Annotated in this window: 15 protein-coding genes and 1 tRNA gene; 8 read left to right on the forward strand and 8 right to left on the reverse strand. The window is 36.6% G+C overall.

What is annotated here, in order from left to right:
* Positions 1–12 precede the first annotated feature (12 nt).
* Positions 13–1,425, reverse strand: a complete 1,413-nt coding sequence (locus tag NBX03_RS08900; protein WP_250227435.1) for an MATE family efflux transporter — start codon at positions 1,423–1,425, stop codon at positions 13–15.
* 322 nt (positions 1,426–1,747) lie between these two features.
* On the reverse strand, positions 1,748–2,512 hold the full coding sequence (locus NBX03_RS08905) for a 3'-5' exonuclease (protein WP_250227436.1): 765 nt from the start codon (positions 2,510–2,512) through the stop codon (positions 1,748–1,750).
* Positions 2,513–3,273: 761 nt separating this feature from the next.
* Here NBX03_RS08905 and NBX03_RS08910 point away from each other — a divergent pair.
* Positions 3,274–3,361: transfer RNA gene (locus tag NBX03_RS08910), tRNA-Ser, on the forward strand.
* A 231-nt stretch (positions 3,362–3,592) separates the two neighbouring features.
* Entirely contained in the window at positions 3,593–4,090 is a 498-nt protein-coding gene (locus NBX03_RS08915; protein WP_250227437.1) for a GNAT family N-acetyltransferase, read from the forward strand.
* A 569-nt stretch (positions 4,091–4,659) separates the two neighbouring features.
* Here the strand turns inward: NBX03_RS08915 and NBX03_RS08920 are convergent.
* The gene (locus NBX03_RS08920) at positions 4,660–5,871 is read right to left on the reverse strand and encodes an MFS transporter (protein WP_408628448.1); all 1,212 of its coding nucleotides are present in this window, start codon (positions 5,869–5,871) and stop codon (positions 4,660–4,662) included.
* Positions 5,872–6,556: 685 nt separating this feature from the next.
* Complete coding sequence (locus NBX03_RS08925; protein ID WP_250227438.1) at positions 6,557–6,745, reverse strand: hypothetical protein; 189 nt, start codon at positions 6,743–6,745, stop codon at positions 6,557–6,559.
* 310 nt (positions 6,746–7,055) lie between these two features.
* On the opposite strand from NBX03_RS08925, the gene NBX03_RS08930 reads away from it, so the two are divergent.
* From NBX03_RS08930 to yajC, 5 genes are all read left to right on the forward strand, one after another.
* Positions 7,056–7,511 carry a MarR family winged helix-turn-helix transcriptional regulator gene (locus NBX03_RS08930; protein ID WP_250227439.1) on the forward strand — a complete coding sequence of 152 codons (456 nt, stop codon included), beginning with the start codon at positions 7,056–7,058 and terminating at the stop codon, positions 7,509–7,511.
* Complete coding sequence (locus NBX03_RS08935; RefSeq protein ID WP_250227440.1) at positions 7,508–9,220, forward strand: ABC transporter ATP-binding protein; 1,713 nt, start codon at positions 7,508–7,510, stop codon at positions 9,218–9,220. The genes NBX03_RS08930 and NBX03_RS08935 overlap by 4 nt, the downstream gene beginning before the upstream one ends.
* Positions 9,221–9,337: 117 nt before the next feature.
* Positions 9,338–11,140 (forward strand): ABC transporter ATP-binding protein, encoded by a 1,803-nt coding sequence (locus NBX03_RS08940; protein ID WP_250227441.1) that lies wholly within the window; start codon positions 9,338–9,340, stop codon positions 11,138–11,140.
* 379 nt (positions 11,141–11,519) lie between these two features.
* A complete protein-coding gene (gene tgt / locus NBX03_RS08945; RefSeq protein ID WP_250227442.1) occupies positions 11,520–12,650 on the forward strand; it encodes a tRNA guanosine(34) transglycosylase Tgt in 1,131 nt (376 codons plus the stop codon).
* Positions 12,651–12,738: 88 nt separating this feature from the next.
* Complete coding sequence (yajC, locus tag NBX03_RS08950) at positions 12,739–13,161, forward strand: preprotein translocase subunit YajC (protein WP_250227443.1); 423 nt, start codon at positions 12,739–12,741, stop codon at positions 13,159–13,161.
* A gap of 160 nt (positions 13,162–13,321) precedes the next feature.
* Here the strand turns inward: yajC and NBX03_RS08955 are convergent, their stop codons facing one another.
* The 4 genes from NBX03_RS08955 to NBX03_RS08970 all read right to left on the reverse strand — a co-directional run bounded on the left by NBX03_RS08955 (position 13,322) and on the right by NBX03_RS08970 (position 17,750).
* Complete coding sequence (locus NBX03_RS08955) at positions 13,322–14,356, reverse strand: 5-oxoprolinase subunit C family protein (RefSeq protein WP_250227444.1); 1,035 nt, start codon at positions 14,354–14,356, stop codon at positions 13,322–13,324.
* A 1-nt stretch (position 14,357) separates the two neighbouring features.
* Complete coding sequence (gene pxpB / locus NBX03_RS08960; RefSeq protein WP_250227445.1) at positions 14,358–15,092, reverse strand: 5-oxoprolinase subunit PxpB; 735 nt, start codon at positions 15,090–15,092, stop codon at positions 14,358–14,360.
* Positions 15,093–15,311: 219 nt separating this feature from the next.
* Entirely contained in the window at positions 15,312–16,073 is a 762-nt protein-coding gene (locus tag NBX03_RS08965; RefSeq protein ID WP_250227446.1) for a LamB/YcsF family protein, read from the reverse strand.
* Between the two features lie 294 nt (positions 16,074–16,367).
* Entirely contained in the window at positions 16,368–17,750 is a 1,383-nt protein-coding gene (locus tag NBX03_RS08970; protein WP_250227447.1) for a leucyl aminopeptidase, read from the reverse strand.
* Between the two features lie 248 nt (positions 17,751–17,998).
* Here NBX03_RS08970 and NBX03_RS08975 point away from each other — a divergent pair, with 248 nt between their 5' ends.
* Positions 17,999–19,360 carry a D-serine ammonia-lyase gene (locus tag NBX03_RS08975; protein ID WP_250227448.1) on the forward strand — a complete coding sequence of 454 codons (1,362 nt, stop codon included), beginning with the start codon at positions 17,999–18,001 and terminating at the stop codon, positions 19,358–19,360.
* Positions 19,361–19,533 lie beyond the last annotated feature (173 nt).

A 19,533-nucleotide genomic window follows, 5' to 3' on the forward strand; every position in this document is an offset into this window, starting at 1 on the left:
ATATTATATGTATTAATTAGCCCTTTGCGTTTTACTAAGCCTTTTTTCTCTGGCATAGCGCCATTTTCCTGATTTAAACCGCATCATAACAATTAAATTTCTAACTGTCTGGTCCAAAAAGAATGCCAGCCATGCGCCAATGAGACCCCAGTTTAAAATAACGATGAAAATATATGCCAGCAGAAGCCTTACGCCCCAAATTCCTGCAAAGGTAGCAATAAGCGGATACATCGTATCCCCTGCCCCTCTTAAAGCCCCTGAAAAACACATCTGTGAGGATTGAGAAAACTGTATTGCAGCTATAAATATAAATAAAGGAGATGCTAAATTTATAACCTCGATTTCATTGGTATAAAAAGATGCAAGCTGCTTTGAAAATGCAATAAGAACGGCGGCAATGACAAGAGAGGTTATTCTTGCAGCTTTTCTGCTAAGCCGTGTATTTCTTTCAGCCATGTCATAATCATTGGCACCTACCGCCTGCCCCACAAGCGCCGTATTGGATATTGAAAAGGCCTGAGATACGGAAAAAGCCAAGCTGTTTATATTGGATATAATCTGATGAGCAGCTCCCTGTATCTCTCCAAGGGAAACAACAAGCTTCGAAAAGAGCATCAGGCCCGTTTGAATTACAAATTGTTCTCCTGCTGCCGGAAGACCGATATTAATAAACTGCCTGATAATATTCAGATCCAGCTTAACGCCCCCTGAAAAATCCACCTTTAAAGGCGATTTCTTCCATGCAAGCACCACAAAAAGGGCAAAGCAACAGGATGCCGCCCTTGCAATTAAAATAGCAGTGGCGCTTCCTGTAACTCCAAGCTCCGGAAATCCAAACTTTCCAAAAACAAGGATATAGTTCAAAATAACATTAATGACATTTGAGAATAAATTATATATCATTGGTATTCTGGTTTCTCCCATACCTCTTAAGGCAGCGGAAATACCCATGGTAACCCCTACAAACACAAGGGAAAAGCAAGTAATCTGCATAAACTCTGTGGCATAAGCCACAATGCTTTCGCTTGAAGACATAAACCGCATCAGTGCAGGTGTCGTAAAATAGCCTATAATTGAAAGAAGCATGCCAATACCAAAATTAAAGATAATTGTTTGGCTCAGTACATATCCTGCCCTCTTCGGGTTGCCTTCTCCGACGCTCCAGGAAACCAGCGCCGTCGTTCCAACGTTTATTGACTGAAAAACCGCTATGAACAAAAAAAGTGGCTGGTTGGTAATACCCACGCCTGTAATAGCGTTGGAATCAATTCTACCAACAAAAGCCATAGCTGCAACACTAACTAGTGATGTTAAAAGAAGTTCAACAAAAGCAGGACTAGTTATTAATAATATTCTTTTCATATGCTTTCTTTCATCAGCATACTCAGCACCTACGCTGAAAAAGGATTTTAGCCGTTCTACCATACTGTTAATACCCTCCCCCGAAATATACATAACCATAGCCGATAAAATAAAAATACCGCAGCCTGAATTATATCCCAGAAAGTCCATATATCATAAATACTGGTATAGACCAAAAACATACGGAAAATTGGACAAATATATTCTGATAAGCCAAAAGGCTTATCAGATATACATAAATCAGAAAACTGCTTCTTTATAATTATACAACTTAATACTTATTATATACCTTTACAAGGAAACCACAATACCTTTACATGGATTTCACATTGTTTTATAAGTATACTTATTTCAGGCTATTTATATATTTTATACAAAAGAGGTTTTAATCGCTTTTATTCTTCAAAATATCAAATTGATTGTTTTTTCCCATAATATAGACATTTCTATAAATTTTCTTCTCTTTGGCGTTTAGCTTTCTCCCCAGCTCTTTTTCTATTAAAGTATACATTTTGCCGAAATTGATAATTCCGACTTTTGTTTTAATGTTTTTGTTTGATTTAGAGAAATTAAAGTTCTGTACGGGAAGGTTTTGCTTTTGCAGAATCTGAAATATCTTTGAAGTATAATACGCATCATTTAAGGCATTATGAAACGGCCGGTCTATATTAATATCAAAATTTATAATCGCGTTTTTAAGCCCTATGGACATGCCTTTTTCATGCTTTAGAAATTTAGAGGCAATCATCTGCAAATTAATATATTTGAGCTTTTTATAATCATATTTTATATTATAATAAACCATGTTTTTCCATAGTTCTTTTACGTCGTTGGCTCCCCATACACAAATTACAAACTTTTCATTTCCTATAAATTGAAAAAAGCTGTCAATAGCCTCTGGAAAGCTTACGCCCTCTTCAAGCACCGTATCGGTAATGCCGGTTATTTTTTCCACATAAGGATGAAGCCTTTCATAAATTCGGGGCTTTATAAAAACCGAAAAGCTTCCCTCATACTCATATTTATTATTCAGCTTTACCGCACCTATCTGTATAATTTCAAATGGGCAGTCTTCTTCCGGCTCACAGCTAACGCCGTATTGGAAATCATAAGCCTGATTATATTCAAGATCAAGAACAATATAATACATTTTAAGCTCCTAATATTTGTATTTGTATAGGCAGTACATAATAAATATATTAAAACTAAAACGTTCTTAGTGCAAGTATTAAAAATTATCCTACCGAAAAAACAGGGATTATACTATAAATACTTTTAAAAAGGCCCTATAGGAAACTTGCAGGTACTTTGTATATTAATGAAAATACTATAAAATATATAAGCAAATAAGATGCTTCTTTAGCTTAAGATATACTCGTATATTTCTCTTTTAGAAATGTGTGCGTGAACGAAATTCCTCTTTAGCCTAAATCACATTCATACATTTCCCTTTGGGAAATCTTTCATGAATGAAATCTATCTTTAGCCTAAGTTACATTCATACATTTCCCTTTGGAAAGGTCTTCATGAACGAAAGTCCTCTTTAACCTAAATTACATTCATACATTTCCCTTTGGGAAATGTATTCATGAAGACCTTCTCCCTGTCGGGAGAAGGTCTTCACATTATACCATAAAAATGACCCTTAATCATATGTTTTAAAGGCTAAAATATAATCCGTAAACCTTTATAATACTTAATAGCCTTAAATTTCATAACTTTATCTGCAGCTTTCTAAGTATAGCCTTTCATATAGATATTTATAATATATGTGTTTAAGCCTATTTTTATTGCAACTAAGACTGTTTCAAATGCCCTATGTCTTAAAAATTATTAAATAGATACTTATTTCCATATAATAGTTGACAACTATTAATCTATTTAGTATAATAACACAGTCGCAATCAATTTGGAGAAGTACTCAAGTGGCTGAAGAGGCTCCCCTGCTAAGGGAGTAGGTCGGTAACACGGCGCGAGGGTTCAAATCCCTCCTTCTCCGTTCATTTACTAATACCCTTGATTGGCTTTAGTGAAGACATATTAATAGAGTGTGTAAGAGGATATATCTTATGGATAAGCTTCTTATATGCTCTATTTTTTATATGAAAATGGCATAAAAATCCTTCTTAACCCTGCGGACAATCAATTATTGCTCTTCCAATCGACTTTATGTATCTATATATTAAAATATGATAAGTTATTTATGATTGTATTTAGTGAGGTGTGTATAATGAGTATAATTCTTCAAATGACTAAGGATTTTGCTTTGGATATTTCAAATTGGACTTACGAAGCACCTTATTCAATATACAGCTTTCAAAATGATGACGAAACCATCTCTGAGCTTCTAAAGGGTGATTACTATGCCTATATTAATCTTCAAAACGAATTGATAGGTTATTTCTGTTTTGGAAAACCGGCTCAAATACCAACAGTGCAACCAGAAGCATATGCTGAAGATGCTTTGGATATTGGACTGGGTATAAAGCCTACTCTATGCGGAAAAGGTCTTGGTTTGAAGTTTTTGAATGCTGGAATAGAATTTGCTGAAAATAACTTTAAGCCTAACAAATATAGATTAACTGTTGCCTCTTTTAATAAGCGCGCTATACATCTATATGGAAAAGCCGGATTTGTAATTGTAAGGCCTGTTACCCATATTAAATCTTATAATGAGTATTTATATTATGGTAAGAAAAAGAAGATAGAGACAGTGTGTAAAGTATGATTTTTTACTTAATTTATTGTATTTCACATCATTAAAAGCTCTTTTGTTTTCCCCTATTTTATTAAATAGTTCATAAATTAGTTTTGTGATAATTATAGCTTATAAAAAGCTAAATATTAATAGTTATGATGACTCTAAATTCTCATTGCCAATCAATACTTTATAATAACTTGGTTTTCGTCAGACTAAACGTTTTCTAAAATATCTTCTTCTCTCAAGACAAAGTTCTCAGATTGATAAAATATTGCTGATTGCTTAATTTTAAAAAGGCCAGATAAAAACCCACTAAATTCCTTCAAAATATTTCTTAAAAATATCCTAATTGACTTCTGCAATATTCATAGCTGAATTTATATTTATCATAAGCCCTGCTCCGTCCGTTATAAGATCAAGTGCTTTCTGAATAGCTTCGGGCTTTTCTTTATATTACCGCATAGCTTTAAATACATATTTCATATTAAACACCCCTTCATGTATTAATATAAATATACATACGCTAAATTTTATTTATAATATTATTGGGAATAGCACTTTTGATATTTGCGCTATTCCCAATGGCTATCCACCATTTACTTCTGCATGGTTTCTGCATCATATTTTCTTGTAAGCAAACGACAAAGAACGGCATTTAAAATAAGGGCAGCGCCTGACCAGAAAAACCAGGTATCCACACCTATCATCTCAACAGCAGGGCCTGCAAATAATAATCCTATGGGCATAGAAAAGGTCATGGCCGTAAACATAAGAGAAAACACCTTCCCCATCATCTCCGGTGCAATAGTTTCCTGCACATAAGCCATAATGGGAACATTCATAAAGGTTCCCGAGCCGCCGATAAAAAAGCAACAAAGCGCAAAAATCCAAAAACCATTTGCCGGCAAAGCTCCGCTTATAAGCGTAGTAAAGCCCAAAAAGCCTATGGCTAAAGATGCCATTAAAAACCGATTTTTCATTCCGCCCCATACACCTATAATAAAGGAGGACAGAAGAAGCCCCGCTGAAAATGTAAATTCCACAGCGCTGTTATGCCATGCCTCACCCATAAAGTGGCTTCTTACCAAAAGGGGAAATAAAGAGCCTAAAGGCATATATAAGATACTCATAATCATCAAAGGGAAAAATATTGCCATTAAAGGCTTATTGGCTCTCATTGCAGTAACGCCCTGCTTCATATCAGTCCATATATGCAGCGGTACCCCTGTTTGAGGAATATCTGGAATTTTAACGAACATAAGACAAATAATGGCAAAAACGGCCCCCAGTATATCCACAAGCATAATGGCGGAAATATGCATAAAAGCCATTAAAGCTGCCCCCAGCACAGGGCCCAGCATCGTGGATACCGATTGAATCATATTTCCCCAGCCGCCGGCTTTCGTTAACATATCTGCAGGCACAAGAGTCGGAATAGCTGCCTGCATAGCAGGAGCATGAAAAGTATTTCCCACTCCGCGTAAAAATAAAATCATGTAAATAAACCACACAGGAGGCGACTGCATAATTAAAAATGCCGCGCCAAGTATAACACTGGATAAAGCCACTAAGCCGTCGGCAGCAATAATTACCCTGCGGCGGTTATACCTATCAATCCACACCCCTGCAAAGGGGCCAATCAGCATATTAGGAAGAAAAGAAACAATAGATGCAATAGTCAAAGTTATTGCTGATTCTGTTTGAATCGTCAGCCACCAAATAACAGCAAACTGAACAGCAGCCGAGCCTAAAATAGAAAATGCCTGGCCTAAATATATTGTGATAAATTGTTTTTTCCAATTATTCATAACTGTAATCTCCTCTGATAAAGTCAATGAAATTTGGATTGCTTCTCAATCCAAATAGGTATGCTCAAAATCCACAATCAACTCTTGAAAATAAGCAAAAAAGAACAACACATCATTAGCGTTGTTCGTGCAAAAAGGCATATTATTACAAGGAAATCCAGCAGATGAGTATACTCCCCTGTAAAAAGTCTTTAAGCACGCCCAAAAAAGCCCCTATAAAGGGCGGTACTAAAAACTAATTTTACAGAAAAATAGAGTTAATCATCTTTTTACCTCACTTTCTTTATAAGCATGTATTATTTTAAATAAAATGTCAATACAGGCATTAAAAATAATTTCAATAGAAACATAATTTTTTTATGTTTTATCACTAGGCGTTGTTTGTAAATAGAGAAACCGGCAAGAATAATAAATAAACTAAAGTTTATTTATTATTTTACAGCAAAAATACATTTTTCAGCTGTAAAACTGAAAAAGTATTGTTTGCAAGAAAATGTGAATTCGAGGAGAAAACCACAGAGATAGTATGCATTTACATTTTTGCTTTATGCAAAAATGTTGAGCGTACAGGTTTACCCTAGATAAATCTGTACGGCATATCTTGAGGATTTTCGACGAAGAAGTCACTATTTTATAGCAGAATATCCTAGAGTTTTGATTTTACAAACAAGCCCTAATACCATTTCTATTCAAAGTTTCTTAATTCCCTTTTTATTAGCTCCGTTGAGATATATAATGCCTTAATCCTGCGAATTAGCAAAGTATGCTGAGAAGTGCCTGATTTTAATTTCGGCTGTACTTTCTCGCATTTGCTGATGGTTGAGTCTATAGCTCTAAGGGCTTCTTCTAATTCTTCTTTCGTAAAATTATTCATGAACATATCCTCCCTTAATATAATCCAAACTTATTAAACTTATAAAGAAACTTGGTCTTTTTTTTAATTTATTTACTATATCGGCCTACTTTAAATGCCAGAATAAAATAAGTTATTCTATGATCTATATTCAAATAATTTCATCAACTAAATATATCATGCTGCTTTTTAAGCTGTTTTCCGCTATTTTCTTTAAATTCTATAGTCTAATTTACATCTGATTGTTAACCTTGACATCTCTGAAAGTAAAATCTATAATTTAAATTGGTTGCATATGCAACTAATTTAAATTGGAAGGAAGGCTGAATCTGTGATTTCATTTGCAAAGCATATTAGCATTATATTCCGCTGCGGTGTGCAATACCGGAGTGATAAGCTTATAGACAGCGATTTAAACGGAGTGGAAGCCACTTACGTTTTTCATATATGTAAAAACCCGGGAATTTCCCAAGAACAGCTTGCTAAACTGATTTATATTAATAAAAGCAATGTAACCCGAAAGCTTGCCTCTTTAGAAGAAAAAGGCTATGTAGAGAGAAATATCAGCGAATCAGATAAAAGAGTTACTAAAGTATACCCCACTCCTAAAGCCCTTGAAGTATTGCCTAGAATCCAGCAGTCCTTTCACGATTGGAATGAGTATATTACTGAGGATTTGACGGAAGAAGAAAAAGAGCAGCTGGCAGGAATGCTTTTGCGTATTACCGCAAAGGCAAAGCTTTATAACAATAAAAACATATCCGGCGGAGAAGGGATTACCCTATGAGAAAAATAATGCATTATATTTATCCTTATCGTTTTTTTATCTGTATTCAGTTTATCATTAAGTTTATCGGAACAGTTACGGACCTTCTGCTTCCATGGCTTTTGTCCTATATAATTGATGATGTCGTTCCTTTAAAAGACCTTAAAAAGGTCTATTTATACGGAGGATTAATGGTTTTTTTCGCTATCGTCACCATTACCTTTAATATTATAGCAAACCGTATGGCCATAAAAACAGCAAGAAATTTTACAAAAGCCCTCCGCCATGATTTATTTGAGAAGGTCTCTTATCTTTCCAGCCATCAGGCGGATATCTTTACCAATCCTTCTTTGATTTCAAGGCTTACAAGCGATACTTACAATGTTCATCAGATGATTGACAGAATGCAAAGGCTCGGCATACGCGCCCCTATCCTTCTTCTGGGTGGAATCGCCATTACTCTTACGCTGGAACCGGTGCTTACGCTGATTTTGATTTGTATCTTGCCTTTACTTGCCATTATCGTCGTTTTTCTTTCAAGAAAGGGCGTTAAGCTTTATACTGCGGCCCAGACAGCCCTTGACAATCTTGTTCGGAAGGTTCAGGAAAATATGACGGGAATAAGGGTAATTAAAGCCCTTTCAAAGCTTGAATACGAAAAAGAAAGATTCGACGATATCAATAAAGAAGTGGTTCAAAACGATCAAAGAGCAGGAACATTAATGGCCCTTACGAATCCTTCCATGAATCTTCTGCTTAATATTGGTCTTACGGCCGTTGTGGTAGTCGGGGCCCACAGGGTTAATGCAGGCTTTACCCAGCCCGGAAAAATAATTGCTTTTTTAAGCTATTTTGCAATTATCTTAAATGCCCTTATGATGGTTACCCGTTTATTTGTTATGTACTCCAAAGGGGTTGCAAGCGCCAACCGTATTGCTTTGGTTCTTGATGCACCAGAGGATATGGAGGTATTGCCCTCTGAAAATGAAGCAATCAAAAGTCCTTATCATATTGAATTTCGAAATGTAAGCTTTTCTTATAATAAAACTCAAAACAATTTAACAAATATCAGCTTTACTCTTGAAAAAGGCCAGACTCTTGGGATTATAGGGGCAACGGGAAGCGGCAAATCCACTGTTTTAAATCTGCTTTTAAGATTTTACGATACAGATGCCGGAGAAATTTTTATAAACGGCAAAGACATCCGAACGATTCCTTATGAAACTTTACATACACAATTTGGTGTAGTCTTTCAAAACGATTTTCTTTTTGCAGATACAATTCGTGAAAACATTGATTTCGGCCGTTCTTTAAAAGATACGGGAATTAAAGAGGCCATTGATGACGCTCAGGCCGGTTTTATTTATGAAAAACCGGGGAACTTTACTTATAAGCTTACGGTAAAAGGCGCAAATTTAAGCGGCGGTCAAAAGCAGCGTATTCTTATTGCCCGGGCTCTTGCGGCAAACCCTGAAATACTTCTGCTGGATGACTCCACAAGCGCCCTGGACTACCTCACAGATGCTGCCCTTCGTAAAGCATTGAGAGAAAATTTCAGCGATACAACGACGATTATCGTTGCCCAGCGGATCAGCTCTATTATGAATGCCGACCATATTATGATGCTTGAAGACGGAGAAATCATAGGCTTCGGAACCCATGAAGAGCTTCTTGATTCCTGTGAAAGCTATAACGAAATTTACAATACTCAAATGGGGGAAATATCATAAATAAACTTAAAAAATCAAGTTTATTTACCATAGATTTAAGGAAAACTTATTACATTTTAAAATAAAAAACTTATTTAGAATTGTAATAAGTATACTTAAAAAGGGGGACATAATATAATGCCGTTTTTAACGAGCAAAACTGAAAATCGGGATTTTAAACAGAAGGACACAAAAATTAATTCAAAAAAGACTTATTTAATTCTTAGGCTTTGGAAATATATGTATGAATATAAATGGCTGTTGTTTATTGCTGCTGTTTTATCTATTGGAAGCAATTTATTTGCATTAATCGGCCCTGCCCTTTCAGGCTATGCCGTTGACGCTATCGTTCCGGGAGTGGGTAAAGTTGATTTTCCAAAAGTATACTATTATGCTTTATTGATGCTTCTCTTTTATATCGCCTCTGCGGTTATGACATATTTTTTATCAAGGATTATGATAAAATTAAGCCGAAGCGTTGTATACAAAATGAGAAAAGATGTATTCAACAGACTTGTAACCTTGCCTGTGGGCTTTTTTGACAGGCGCCAGACAGGAGATATTATAAGTATTATTTCTTATGATATTGATACCATTAACACCTCTTTATCCAATGACCTTCTTCAGGTACTTACAAGTATCATTACTGTTGTAGGCTCTTTTGTAATGATGCTTTCTATTTCAAAAAAGCTTATTTTGGTTTTTGCTTTTACGGTACCGGCTTCTATTCTCTTTACACGGTATAGGACCAAGAAGGTACGGCCCCTTTTTCGCATCCGTTCTTCAAAGCTTGGAGAATTAAACGGTTTCATTGAGGAAATGACAGGGGGCAGAAAAACCATTAAAGCCTATCATCAGGAAAAAACAATATTAGACCGTTTTGATGAAAAAAATACCCACGCCGTAGATGCATATTTTAAAGCCGATTATTATAGCAGCATGACGGGACCTTCCATGAATTTTATTAATAATCTTTCCCTTGCCCTTATCAGTATTTTCGGCTCTATCCTTTACATGGCAGGAAGCCTGTCTTTAGGAAATATTTCGTCCTTCGTTTTATATTCCAGGAAATTTTCCGGTCCTATTAATGAATTCGCAAATATCATCGGGGAACTGCAGTCTTCCTTTGCCGCTGCCGAGAGGGTTTTTCGCCTGATTGACGAGCCTGCTGAACCTGCAGATACGGAAAACGCCGTTACCCTTACGGATATTTTCGGAAATGTGAAATTTGAAAATGTTTCCTTCGGCTATGAAAAGGGAAAAGAAATTCTCCATAAATTAAATTTAGATGCACCCAAAGGCTCTGTCATCGCCATTGTAGGCCCTACCGGCGCCGGAAAAACAACTATAATCAATCTCCTAATGCGATTTTATGACGTCGATTCAGGTAAAATTTCAATTGACGGGTTGGATATAAAAAAGGTCACAAGAGAAAGCCTAAGAAAGGCTTACACGATGGTCTTGCAGGATACATGGCTTTTTCATGGAACTATTTTTGAAAACATTGCCTACGGAAAGGAAAACGTTACCCTTGATGAAGTAATAAACGCAGCTAAGGCCGCAAAAATACATAATTACATCATGTCGCTTCCAAAGGGCTATGATACGATATTAAGCGATAACGGCGTAAATATTTCAAAGGGCCAGAAGCAGCTACTTACAATTGCAAGGGCAATGCTTTTGGATTCAAAAATGCTTATTTTAGACGAAGCAACCTCAAACGTAGATACCCAGACCGAGCACCGCATTCAGGACGCAATGCTTAAGCTTATGAAAAACCGCACATGCTTTGTAATTGCCCACCGCCTGTCAACGATTAAAAACGCCGATACGATTTTAGTTGTAAGAGAAGGTAATATTGTGGAACAAGGCACCCATTCGGAGCTTATGAGAAGCAGAGGCTTTTATTATGATTTATATCATTCTCAATACGTGCTCTAATTTTATGGCAAATTTCTTATAGAGAAGTAACAAAAATCGATTCCCTTGAGACTCAAAAACACAGATTTTTTTCGGAAACCGTATTTTTTTAAGCCCTTGTGAATATATGCTTCACTACTGTTTCACTTTAAACTTACTATATTAATATACCTTTAATACATTTCCCACTCCTTTATAAAGTTTTGTAAAAAGCTTGATTAATATAGCATTAGCATATAAACTATTTATAGCAAAACGAGATTAAGGTAGAAATAAAAACCTATTTTTCATTACGGCTTAAAATATAGAATCACTATTTTAAGCCATTCAAAATATACGATTTTTGTTTCGCTAATGCATTGTTTTGCTATAGGTAACTTTAATTAAATGGAGTGTTTAGATGTATAAATTATTAAAAACCGAGGGAAGAGCAAAAAGAGGAGAGTTCCACACGGTCCACGGCGTAATTCAAACGCCGGTTTTTATGAATGTGGGTACTCTCGCTGCGATTAAAGGCGCTGTTTCCTCTATGGATTTAAAAGAAATAAAATGTCAGGTGGAATTGTCAAATACCTATCATCTTCATGTAAGGCCCGGAGACGAAGTTGTTAAAAAGCTTGGAGGCCTTCATAAGTTCATGGTATGGGACAGGCCTATTTTAACCGATTCCGGCGGATTTCAGGTGTTTTCTTTAACCTCACTTAGAAAAATAAAAGAGGAAGGAGTCTATTTCAGCTCTCATCTTGACGGCAGGAAAATATTCATGGGGCCTGAAGAAAGCATGCAGATACAATCGAATTTAGCTTCAACCATTGCCATGGCCTTTGACGAATGCATTCCGAATCCGGCGGAAAAGGATTATGTCCGTAACTCCGTAGAAAGAACCACCAGATGGCTTATAAGATGTAAAAATAAAATAGACGAGCTTAATTTAAGGGAAGATACCATTAATAAAAATCAAATGCTTTTCGGCATAAATCAAGGCGGTGTATATGAAGATATCCGCATAGAACATGCAAAAACGATTTCTGAGCTTGATTTAGACGGCTATGCTGTCGGAGGCCTTGCAGTTGGCGAAACCCATGAGGAAATGTATCGGATTTTAGATGAGGTCGTTCCCTATTTGCCTCAGAATAAGCCTACTTACCTAATGGGTGTAGGAACCCCCGCAAATATTTTAGAAGCCGTTGAAAGAGGTATCGATTTCTTTGACTGTGTGCTGCCTGCAAGAAACGGAAGGCATGGAAACGTATACACCAATCAAGGCAAGTTAAACTTGTTTAACGCAAAATATGAGCTGGACGACAAGCCCATTGCCCATGACTGCAGCTGCCCTGTATGCAAAACATATTCAAGGGCATATATAAGGCATCTTTTTAAAGCTAAAGAAATGCTTGCCATGCGCCTTTGTGTCCTTCATAATCTTTACTTTTTCAATAACATGATGGAAGAAATCCGTGAAAGCCTTGATAAGGGTGAATTTTCTTCCTATAAAAAAATGCGTCTTCAGGGCTTTAAGGAGAACCCATAATAAGCTTTGCTTGACTAGGCTTTATTTATCTAATATAATATTCTACAGTAATTTGAAGTTCAAATTTAAAATTTAAGGAGTTGTTGAAATGGATTATCCTCAATTCACAGTTTTCCTGTCTACGACTGATAAAACTGTAATATCAGGCGGCGGAGATACAAAAGCAGAAACGTCTGCAGGCACGGCTACAAATACTACCGCTCCAGCAAACGGAGGCATATTAGACATGGGTATGTGGATTGTCATATATGCAGTTCTTATAGGCGGATTATATTTCTTTATGAGCAGGCCTCAGAAAAAACGCGAAAAACAGCTGAAAGAGCTTCAAGCTTCAATCAAAGTCGGCGACAGCGTCGTAACTTCCGGCGGCTTTTACGGAAAAGTAGTCGATACTGCAGATGATTTATATATTATCGAATTTGGAACAAATAAAGGCGTAAGAATCCCTGTAAATAAAGCAGAGGTATTTCCTTCAAAAGAAAAGGCAGCGCTTGACGAGAAATCAAATTAATATTAAGGGTATACTGCAAAACTTATTTTGCAATATACCCTTTTTTATTAAATCTCTAAATGAATTTAAGCAAAGTATAGCAAAATAATTTAATTACAGTAACGAAAACCAAAAATTTTGTATGCTAAAAACTGCCTTTTAAAAGGCAGCTTTTTATTTTTTATTTGATTTGTTCTGTTATCGTAATAAAGTAAGCTTTATTATTTATCGTTAAATTATATTGCTTTGCCTTTGCAGAAAATATTTCTTTTTCTTCTGTTTTATCTATAATACTTCTTCTTAAAAGCATCTCCTGCTCTTTGAATAACCTTTGGCCGTCCTCAACGGTTATTGCAACAAAATTAAAGCTGTCCCCTTCTTTTGCCTGAGCTATCTTATATAAATCTGCTGTTGCCACAACCCCTATTTTAGCATACCCTCCTGCCGTCTGCCTGTCAGCCATGAGTATTATAGGCTTTCCGCTTCCCGGGATTTGTATGCTTCCCATGGATATGCCGTCGGATATGATGTCGCTGCCCTTTTTGCTTTCTATCTTATCGCCTTCAAGCCTGTAGCCCATTCTGTCAAACTGCCCGCTTACAGTATAAGCACTGTTTAGGAAGGTACTTATACCCTTTTCAGTAAAATAATCCGCCTGTGGCCCCAGTATTACTCTTATGCTTTGAGCGCTTTTATATTCAGGAATTGCTTCTTCTGAAAGCTTCTTAAAAGAAAATTCATTGTTCCATTCTCCAAGGTCTATGGTATCACCCTGAGAAAGCTTTTTTCCGTTTATGCCGCCTATTCCAGCTTTTATATCGGTTGACCTGCTTCCCATAATAGGTTCGGTATTAATCCCGCCGCCAAAGGAAATATAGCTTCTTGCACCTGATTTAAGGCCTTTAAAGCTTAATACAGAGCTTTTTTTAACAGGAATGCTTTCCCACATAGGAACGATTTTTCCGTCAATTGCCGGCGTTAAATCTCCTCCCGTAATAGCTATGGAGGAATCTAGCAAAAATTCAATTTCCGGTCCTAAAAGAGATACTTCTAAAACAGCTGCGTCCAAAGGATTTCCCAAAAGCAAATTAGCTGCCTTATAAGCGTAAGAATCCATAACGCCGCAGGCCGATACACCGAATTGCTGAAAGCCATACCTTCCCATATCCTGAATAGTCGTAAAGAATCCCGGGGTTAGTATTTTTATTCTGCCCATATTATTTCTCCTCCAAAGGATAGTACCTGTATTCATAATTGCCTTTTTTCACGGCTTCATCTATTTCTTCATACTCTTTAAGACAAATAGGTACAAACTTTATATAGTCCCCCGATCTCTGTATAATGGGCGGTTTTCTTAAATGATTATAAATTTCTATGGGGGTTTTCCCAATAAGCCGCCAGCCTCCCGGGCTATCTACAGAATATATCCCCGTCTGCATTCCTGCAATTCCTACGGAGCCTTTTTCTATTTTCTGCCTGGGTACCTCAAGCCTTGGGCTTTCAAGCCTTTCGTCCATTCCTCCCAAATAAGAAAATCCCGGGGTAAAGCCAAGCATATAAATCAGATACAGCTTACTGGAATGGATTTTTATGACTTCGTCTTCCGTAAGACCCGAATGGGAAGAAACATATCCCATATCCGGTCCTTTTTCCCCTCCGTAAAGAACGGGAACCTCAAGAACATTCGGAGGAGGAAGCTTGAAATCCGACAGGGTATTTTCAATTGCTTCCAGCTCTTTTTTTATAGTCTCATAGGATATTTTTAAAGAATCATATTCTATAAGTAAGGACCTGTATGTAGGAACAAACGATATTACACCTTCAATATTACGGCTTTCAACAGCAAAAAACATAGCTCTTACTTTCTGGTTTATTTCGGGACATATTGCATTGCCAAATTCAATCACTATGCCTTTATCCCCTGAGGGAAGATATTTAGCGCTGCTATACATAAGCACCTCCTGAACTTAAAAAATCGTTTTATAGCAATTTAACTTTGGGTTAGAGTAAACTTGTTACAAAGAAGTAACAAAAACCGATTCATTAAAGACTTAAAAACATAGATTTCCTTCGGAAACAATATTTTTAAGTCTACATGAATATACCGTTTTGCTACTGTTTCACTTTAAATTTACTATATTTAATTAAACTGCTGTAATGTTAATTTTAATTTAATTTTTCAAATTACATACGGAAGTATTATTTAACTCCAGGCCTTTTCTAATGGCCTTTACAAACTCCAGGGCCTCCGGCGTATCTCCGTGGACGCATATGGTGTCTGCTTTTATACTGATTTCTTCTCCCGTTATGGCCTTTACTCTTCCTTCATTAACCATTTTTAAGATACGATTTACGCATTCCTCAACAGAATGGATAACGGAACCTTCTATTTTTCGGGATACAAGGCTTCCGTCGGAATTATAGGCCCTGTCGGCAAAAACTTCACTTGCTGCTCTAAGGCCCGTATCCTCGGCGGCTTTTATAAGCTCGCTTCCTGAAAGCCCCATAAGAATAATGTCTTTATCTATTTCATAAACAGCTTTTGCTATGGCCTTTGCAAGGCCATAATCAGCGGCCGCCATATTATAAAGGGCGCCATGGGGCTTCACATGCTGTATTTTTATTCCGTATTGAAAACAAAAGCCCATCAAAGCGCCTATTTGATATTTTGTATAGGCCTTTGCTTCTTCTTTGGATATGCTCATATTCCTCCTGCCAAAGCCCATTAAATCCATGTACCCAGGGTGGGCCCCAATGGCAGTATCATGCGCTATGCAAAGCTTCACAGCCTTTTCCATTACGAGAGGGTCCCCGCCGTGAAAGCCGCAGCCTATATTGGCCGAGCTTATAAAGGGAATTATTTTTTCGTCATCTCCTATCCTATACGCCCCAAAGCTTTCTCCTAAATCACAGTTTAAATCTATTTTCTTCAAATTGATTCCTCCTTGGGTTTGCATTGTTTTTATTTTAAATCCTTATCTATAAAATATCAACGTCATAATTCCTTTTTTATTTTTACAGTAAATTTCTTTCAAAGAAGTATAGTCAATTTGCTCTTATTCCAAAGTGAATATTTGGATTGAAATGGCTTAAAATAAGAGAAAAGTAAATTGACAATAATACTGTTTCATATTAAATCAAGTATAGTAAAAATCTATTCACTATAGGTAATATATCAACAAAACCGGTATGAAATCATACCGGTTTTAAAATTTTATTTATTGATATTAATTGTGTTTCGCGCATAATTCATATAAGGTAGCTGCACCTACACCTGTAGCTCCCTTTGAGTTATAATCAAATAAGGGCTTTTCACTATAAGAGGTTCCTGCTATATCAAGATGCACCCATGGCATATCTTCCACGAAAGCTTCTATAAAACAGCCCCCTACGATACAGCCCCCAAATTTAACGCTTCCGGAGTTTTTAATGTCTGCTAAATCGCTTTCAAGCACTTTTCTGTAGGTATCGTCAATGGGGAAAAGATGATATTTCTCTCCTGCTCTTTTTCCGGCCTTTTTAACTTCTTTAAAGAAGGCTTTTTTATTGGTAACGGCTCCTGAAATATGGTGGCCTAATGTGGCAACTACAGAGCCGGTTAATGTGGCTATATCAACGATTTTAGATACCTTTTCATTTCTTATGGCATAGGTTATAGCATCAGATAATATTAAGCGGCCTTCTGCATCGGTATTTGTAATTTCAATGGTTTTGCCGTTCATGGATTTCACTACGTCTCCCGGGAGATATGCCGAATTTGAAAGACGGTTTTCACAGCACGGAAGTACTCCTATAACATTTGTTTTAACTTTATTTTTTGCAAGAGAACAGATGGCTCCGCAAACAGCTGCGGCACCTGCCATGTCTGTTTTCATACCCAGCATGGAAGCGCTTGGCTTAAGGCTGTAGCCGCCGGTATCATAAGTAATGCCCTTTCCTACAAGGCCCATTACTTCGTCGCTTTCACTGTTGTTCAAATATCTCATTACAATAAGCCTTGGCGGATTTGCACTGCTTTCTCCCACTGCTAAAAATGTATTCATGCCAAGCTCTCTGCATTTTGTCTCATCAAGAATTTCTACCTCAATGTTATGCTCTTTGCCGAACTTTTCTACTATTTCTGAAAAAATAACAGGAGTAAGATCGTTTGCAGGCGTGTTTACCAAATCTCTGGCAACGGCTACGCCTTCGGCAACATTTTTCGCCTTTTTGAATGTTTCAGCGTCTTCCTCTTCCAGAACTCTGTTATTTATTGTATAAGTAAATTCAGGACTATACGTTTTATTTTCGCTTTTATATCTGTCAAACTCGTAAAGGCCTAAGTTTATCCCCATGGACACCTGAGATATGATGCTTTTGCCGAATCTCTCAGAAAATTCCCCAAGCTCAAAATTAGCTTTTGTGATATTGTGCTTTTTAAGCTCTTTAACCGTGCCTGCAAAAAGAGCCTTTATTTTCTTTTCCGAAAATTCCTCGAATTTTCCAAGGCCTACGGAAACTTCAACATTATCAGCATCATATGAAAATCCGTATTCTTTAATCTTTGCTTTAAAAACAGGGGTTATTCCTCTGTTTTTATCCTCATAATAAAAATTAATATTACAGTTCATTTTTCTCCTCCTATACCCTAATAATTTTTAAACATAGGAAACCATCGTCGTTTAAATATATCCTGTTCAGTTAAAAAAAGCAATATGTGTTTTGTATAATTCAACATCTTGATAAATATGTAATTTTACTTTAAACTATTACAGTAATCTAAATAAAAGCATATATTGTTAATTATGCTTGAAATTTAGTCGCGTTTGAATTGAAATGAACATCTAAATCCATAAAAGTAAATTAAAAGGAGAATCTTATGTCCTATTCAGAAAAAGATATAAAAACTCTTATTCAGGAATTTAAAGAAATAGAAGAACTGATGGCATTAAAAGAAATATTATGGATTAACGGCAAAAAAGAAAGTTTTGAATCCGCCATAAAAAGCTCTAGCGTTGACCCTGTAAATATTGAGGACGCTGAAAAAAGGCTTACTCGGTTTTCGTCATTCATAAAAGAAGTCTTTCCTGAAACCAAAGAGGCCAATGGAATCATTGAATCTCCTCTTACAGCAATCCCCTCTATGAAAAAATCTCTTGAAGATGATTTTGATGTTTCAATCCCCGGCTCATTATATTTAAAATGCGACAGCCATCTTCCCGTATCCGGTTCCATAAAGGCAAGAGGCGGAATTTATGCTGTATTAAAACATGCAGAAGATTTGGCCCTTAATGCAGGCATTTTGAGTATTGATGATGATTACTCCTGCTTTGCATCAGAAAAATTCAAGGATTTCTTTTCTCAATACGCCATCTCTGTAAGCTCCACAGGAAACTTAGGCCTTTCCATCGGCATTATAAGTGCCGTTCTTGGGTTCAGGGTTACAGTTCACATGTCAAAGGACGCAAGAAAATGGAAAAAAGATATGTTAAGGTCGAAGGGTGTCACCGTTAAAGAGTACGACGCTGATTTCAGCGCCGCAGTTATAGAAGGAAGGAAACAATCGGAAAAGGACCCCTTGTGCTTTTTTGTTGATGATGAAAATTCTAACGACCTTTTTTACGGATATGCCGTGGCCTCTTTAAGGCTAAAGAAACATTTGGAAAGTCAAAATGTCCATATAAGCAAAGAAAAGCCTTTATTTGTATATCTTCCCTGCGGTGTAGGCGGCGGCCCGGGAGGCGTTGCCTTCGGCCTTAAACTTATGTTTCAGGACAATGTCCACTGTTTCTTTGCAGAGCCTACCCATGCACCTTCTATGCTTTTAGGGATACTTACAGGGCTTCACGATGCCATCTGCGTACAGGATATCGGCATAGATAATTTAACGGCGGCAGACGGCCTCGCCGTTGGCAGGCCTTCAAAATTCGTGGGCAAAGAAATGGAAAAGTTTCTCAGCGGCTCTTATACCATAAGCGATCAGAGAATGTTCTATCTTTTAAATAAAATGGTTGAAAATGAAGGCATTAAAATTGAGCCTTCAGGCCTTGCAGGTCTTTACGGCCCCGTTCAATTATTAAAATCCCAGGAAGGGCAACAGTATATAGAAGATAACGGTCTTTCTGAAACCATTAAAAATGCTGTCCATATTTCATGGGCTACCGGCGGTTCTATGGTTCCTTCTTCAGAAATGGATGAATTTATAAATGTGGGAAAGGCCATTGATATTAATGAACTTTAAAAATTATATTGAAGCCTATAGTAAAATAGTTTAATTGCAGTGACAAAAATTGTATATTTTGAATGGCTTAATATAAGTTTTTCTATTATATTAAGCCGTTTATGAAAAATAGGTTTTTGATACTACCTTAATCTCGTTTTGCTATAATTAAATTATATTACAAAAACAGGCAA

The organism is Anaeropeptidivorans aminofermentans (assembly GCF_940670685.1).
Lineage (GTDB): Bacteria > Bacillota > Clostridia > Lachnospirales > UBA5962 > Anaeropeptidivorans > Anaeropeptidivorans aminofermentans.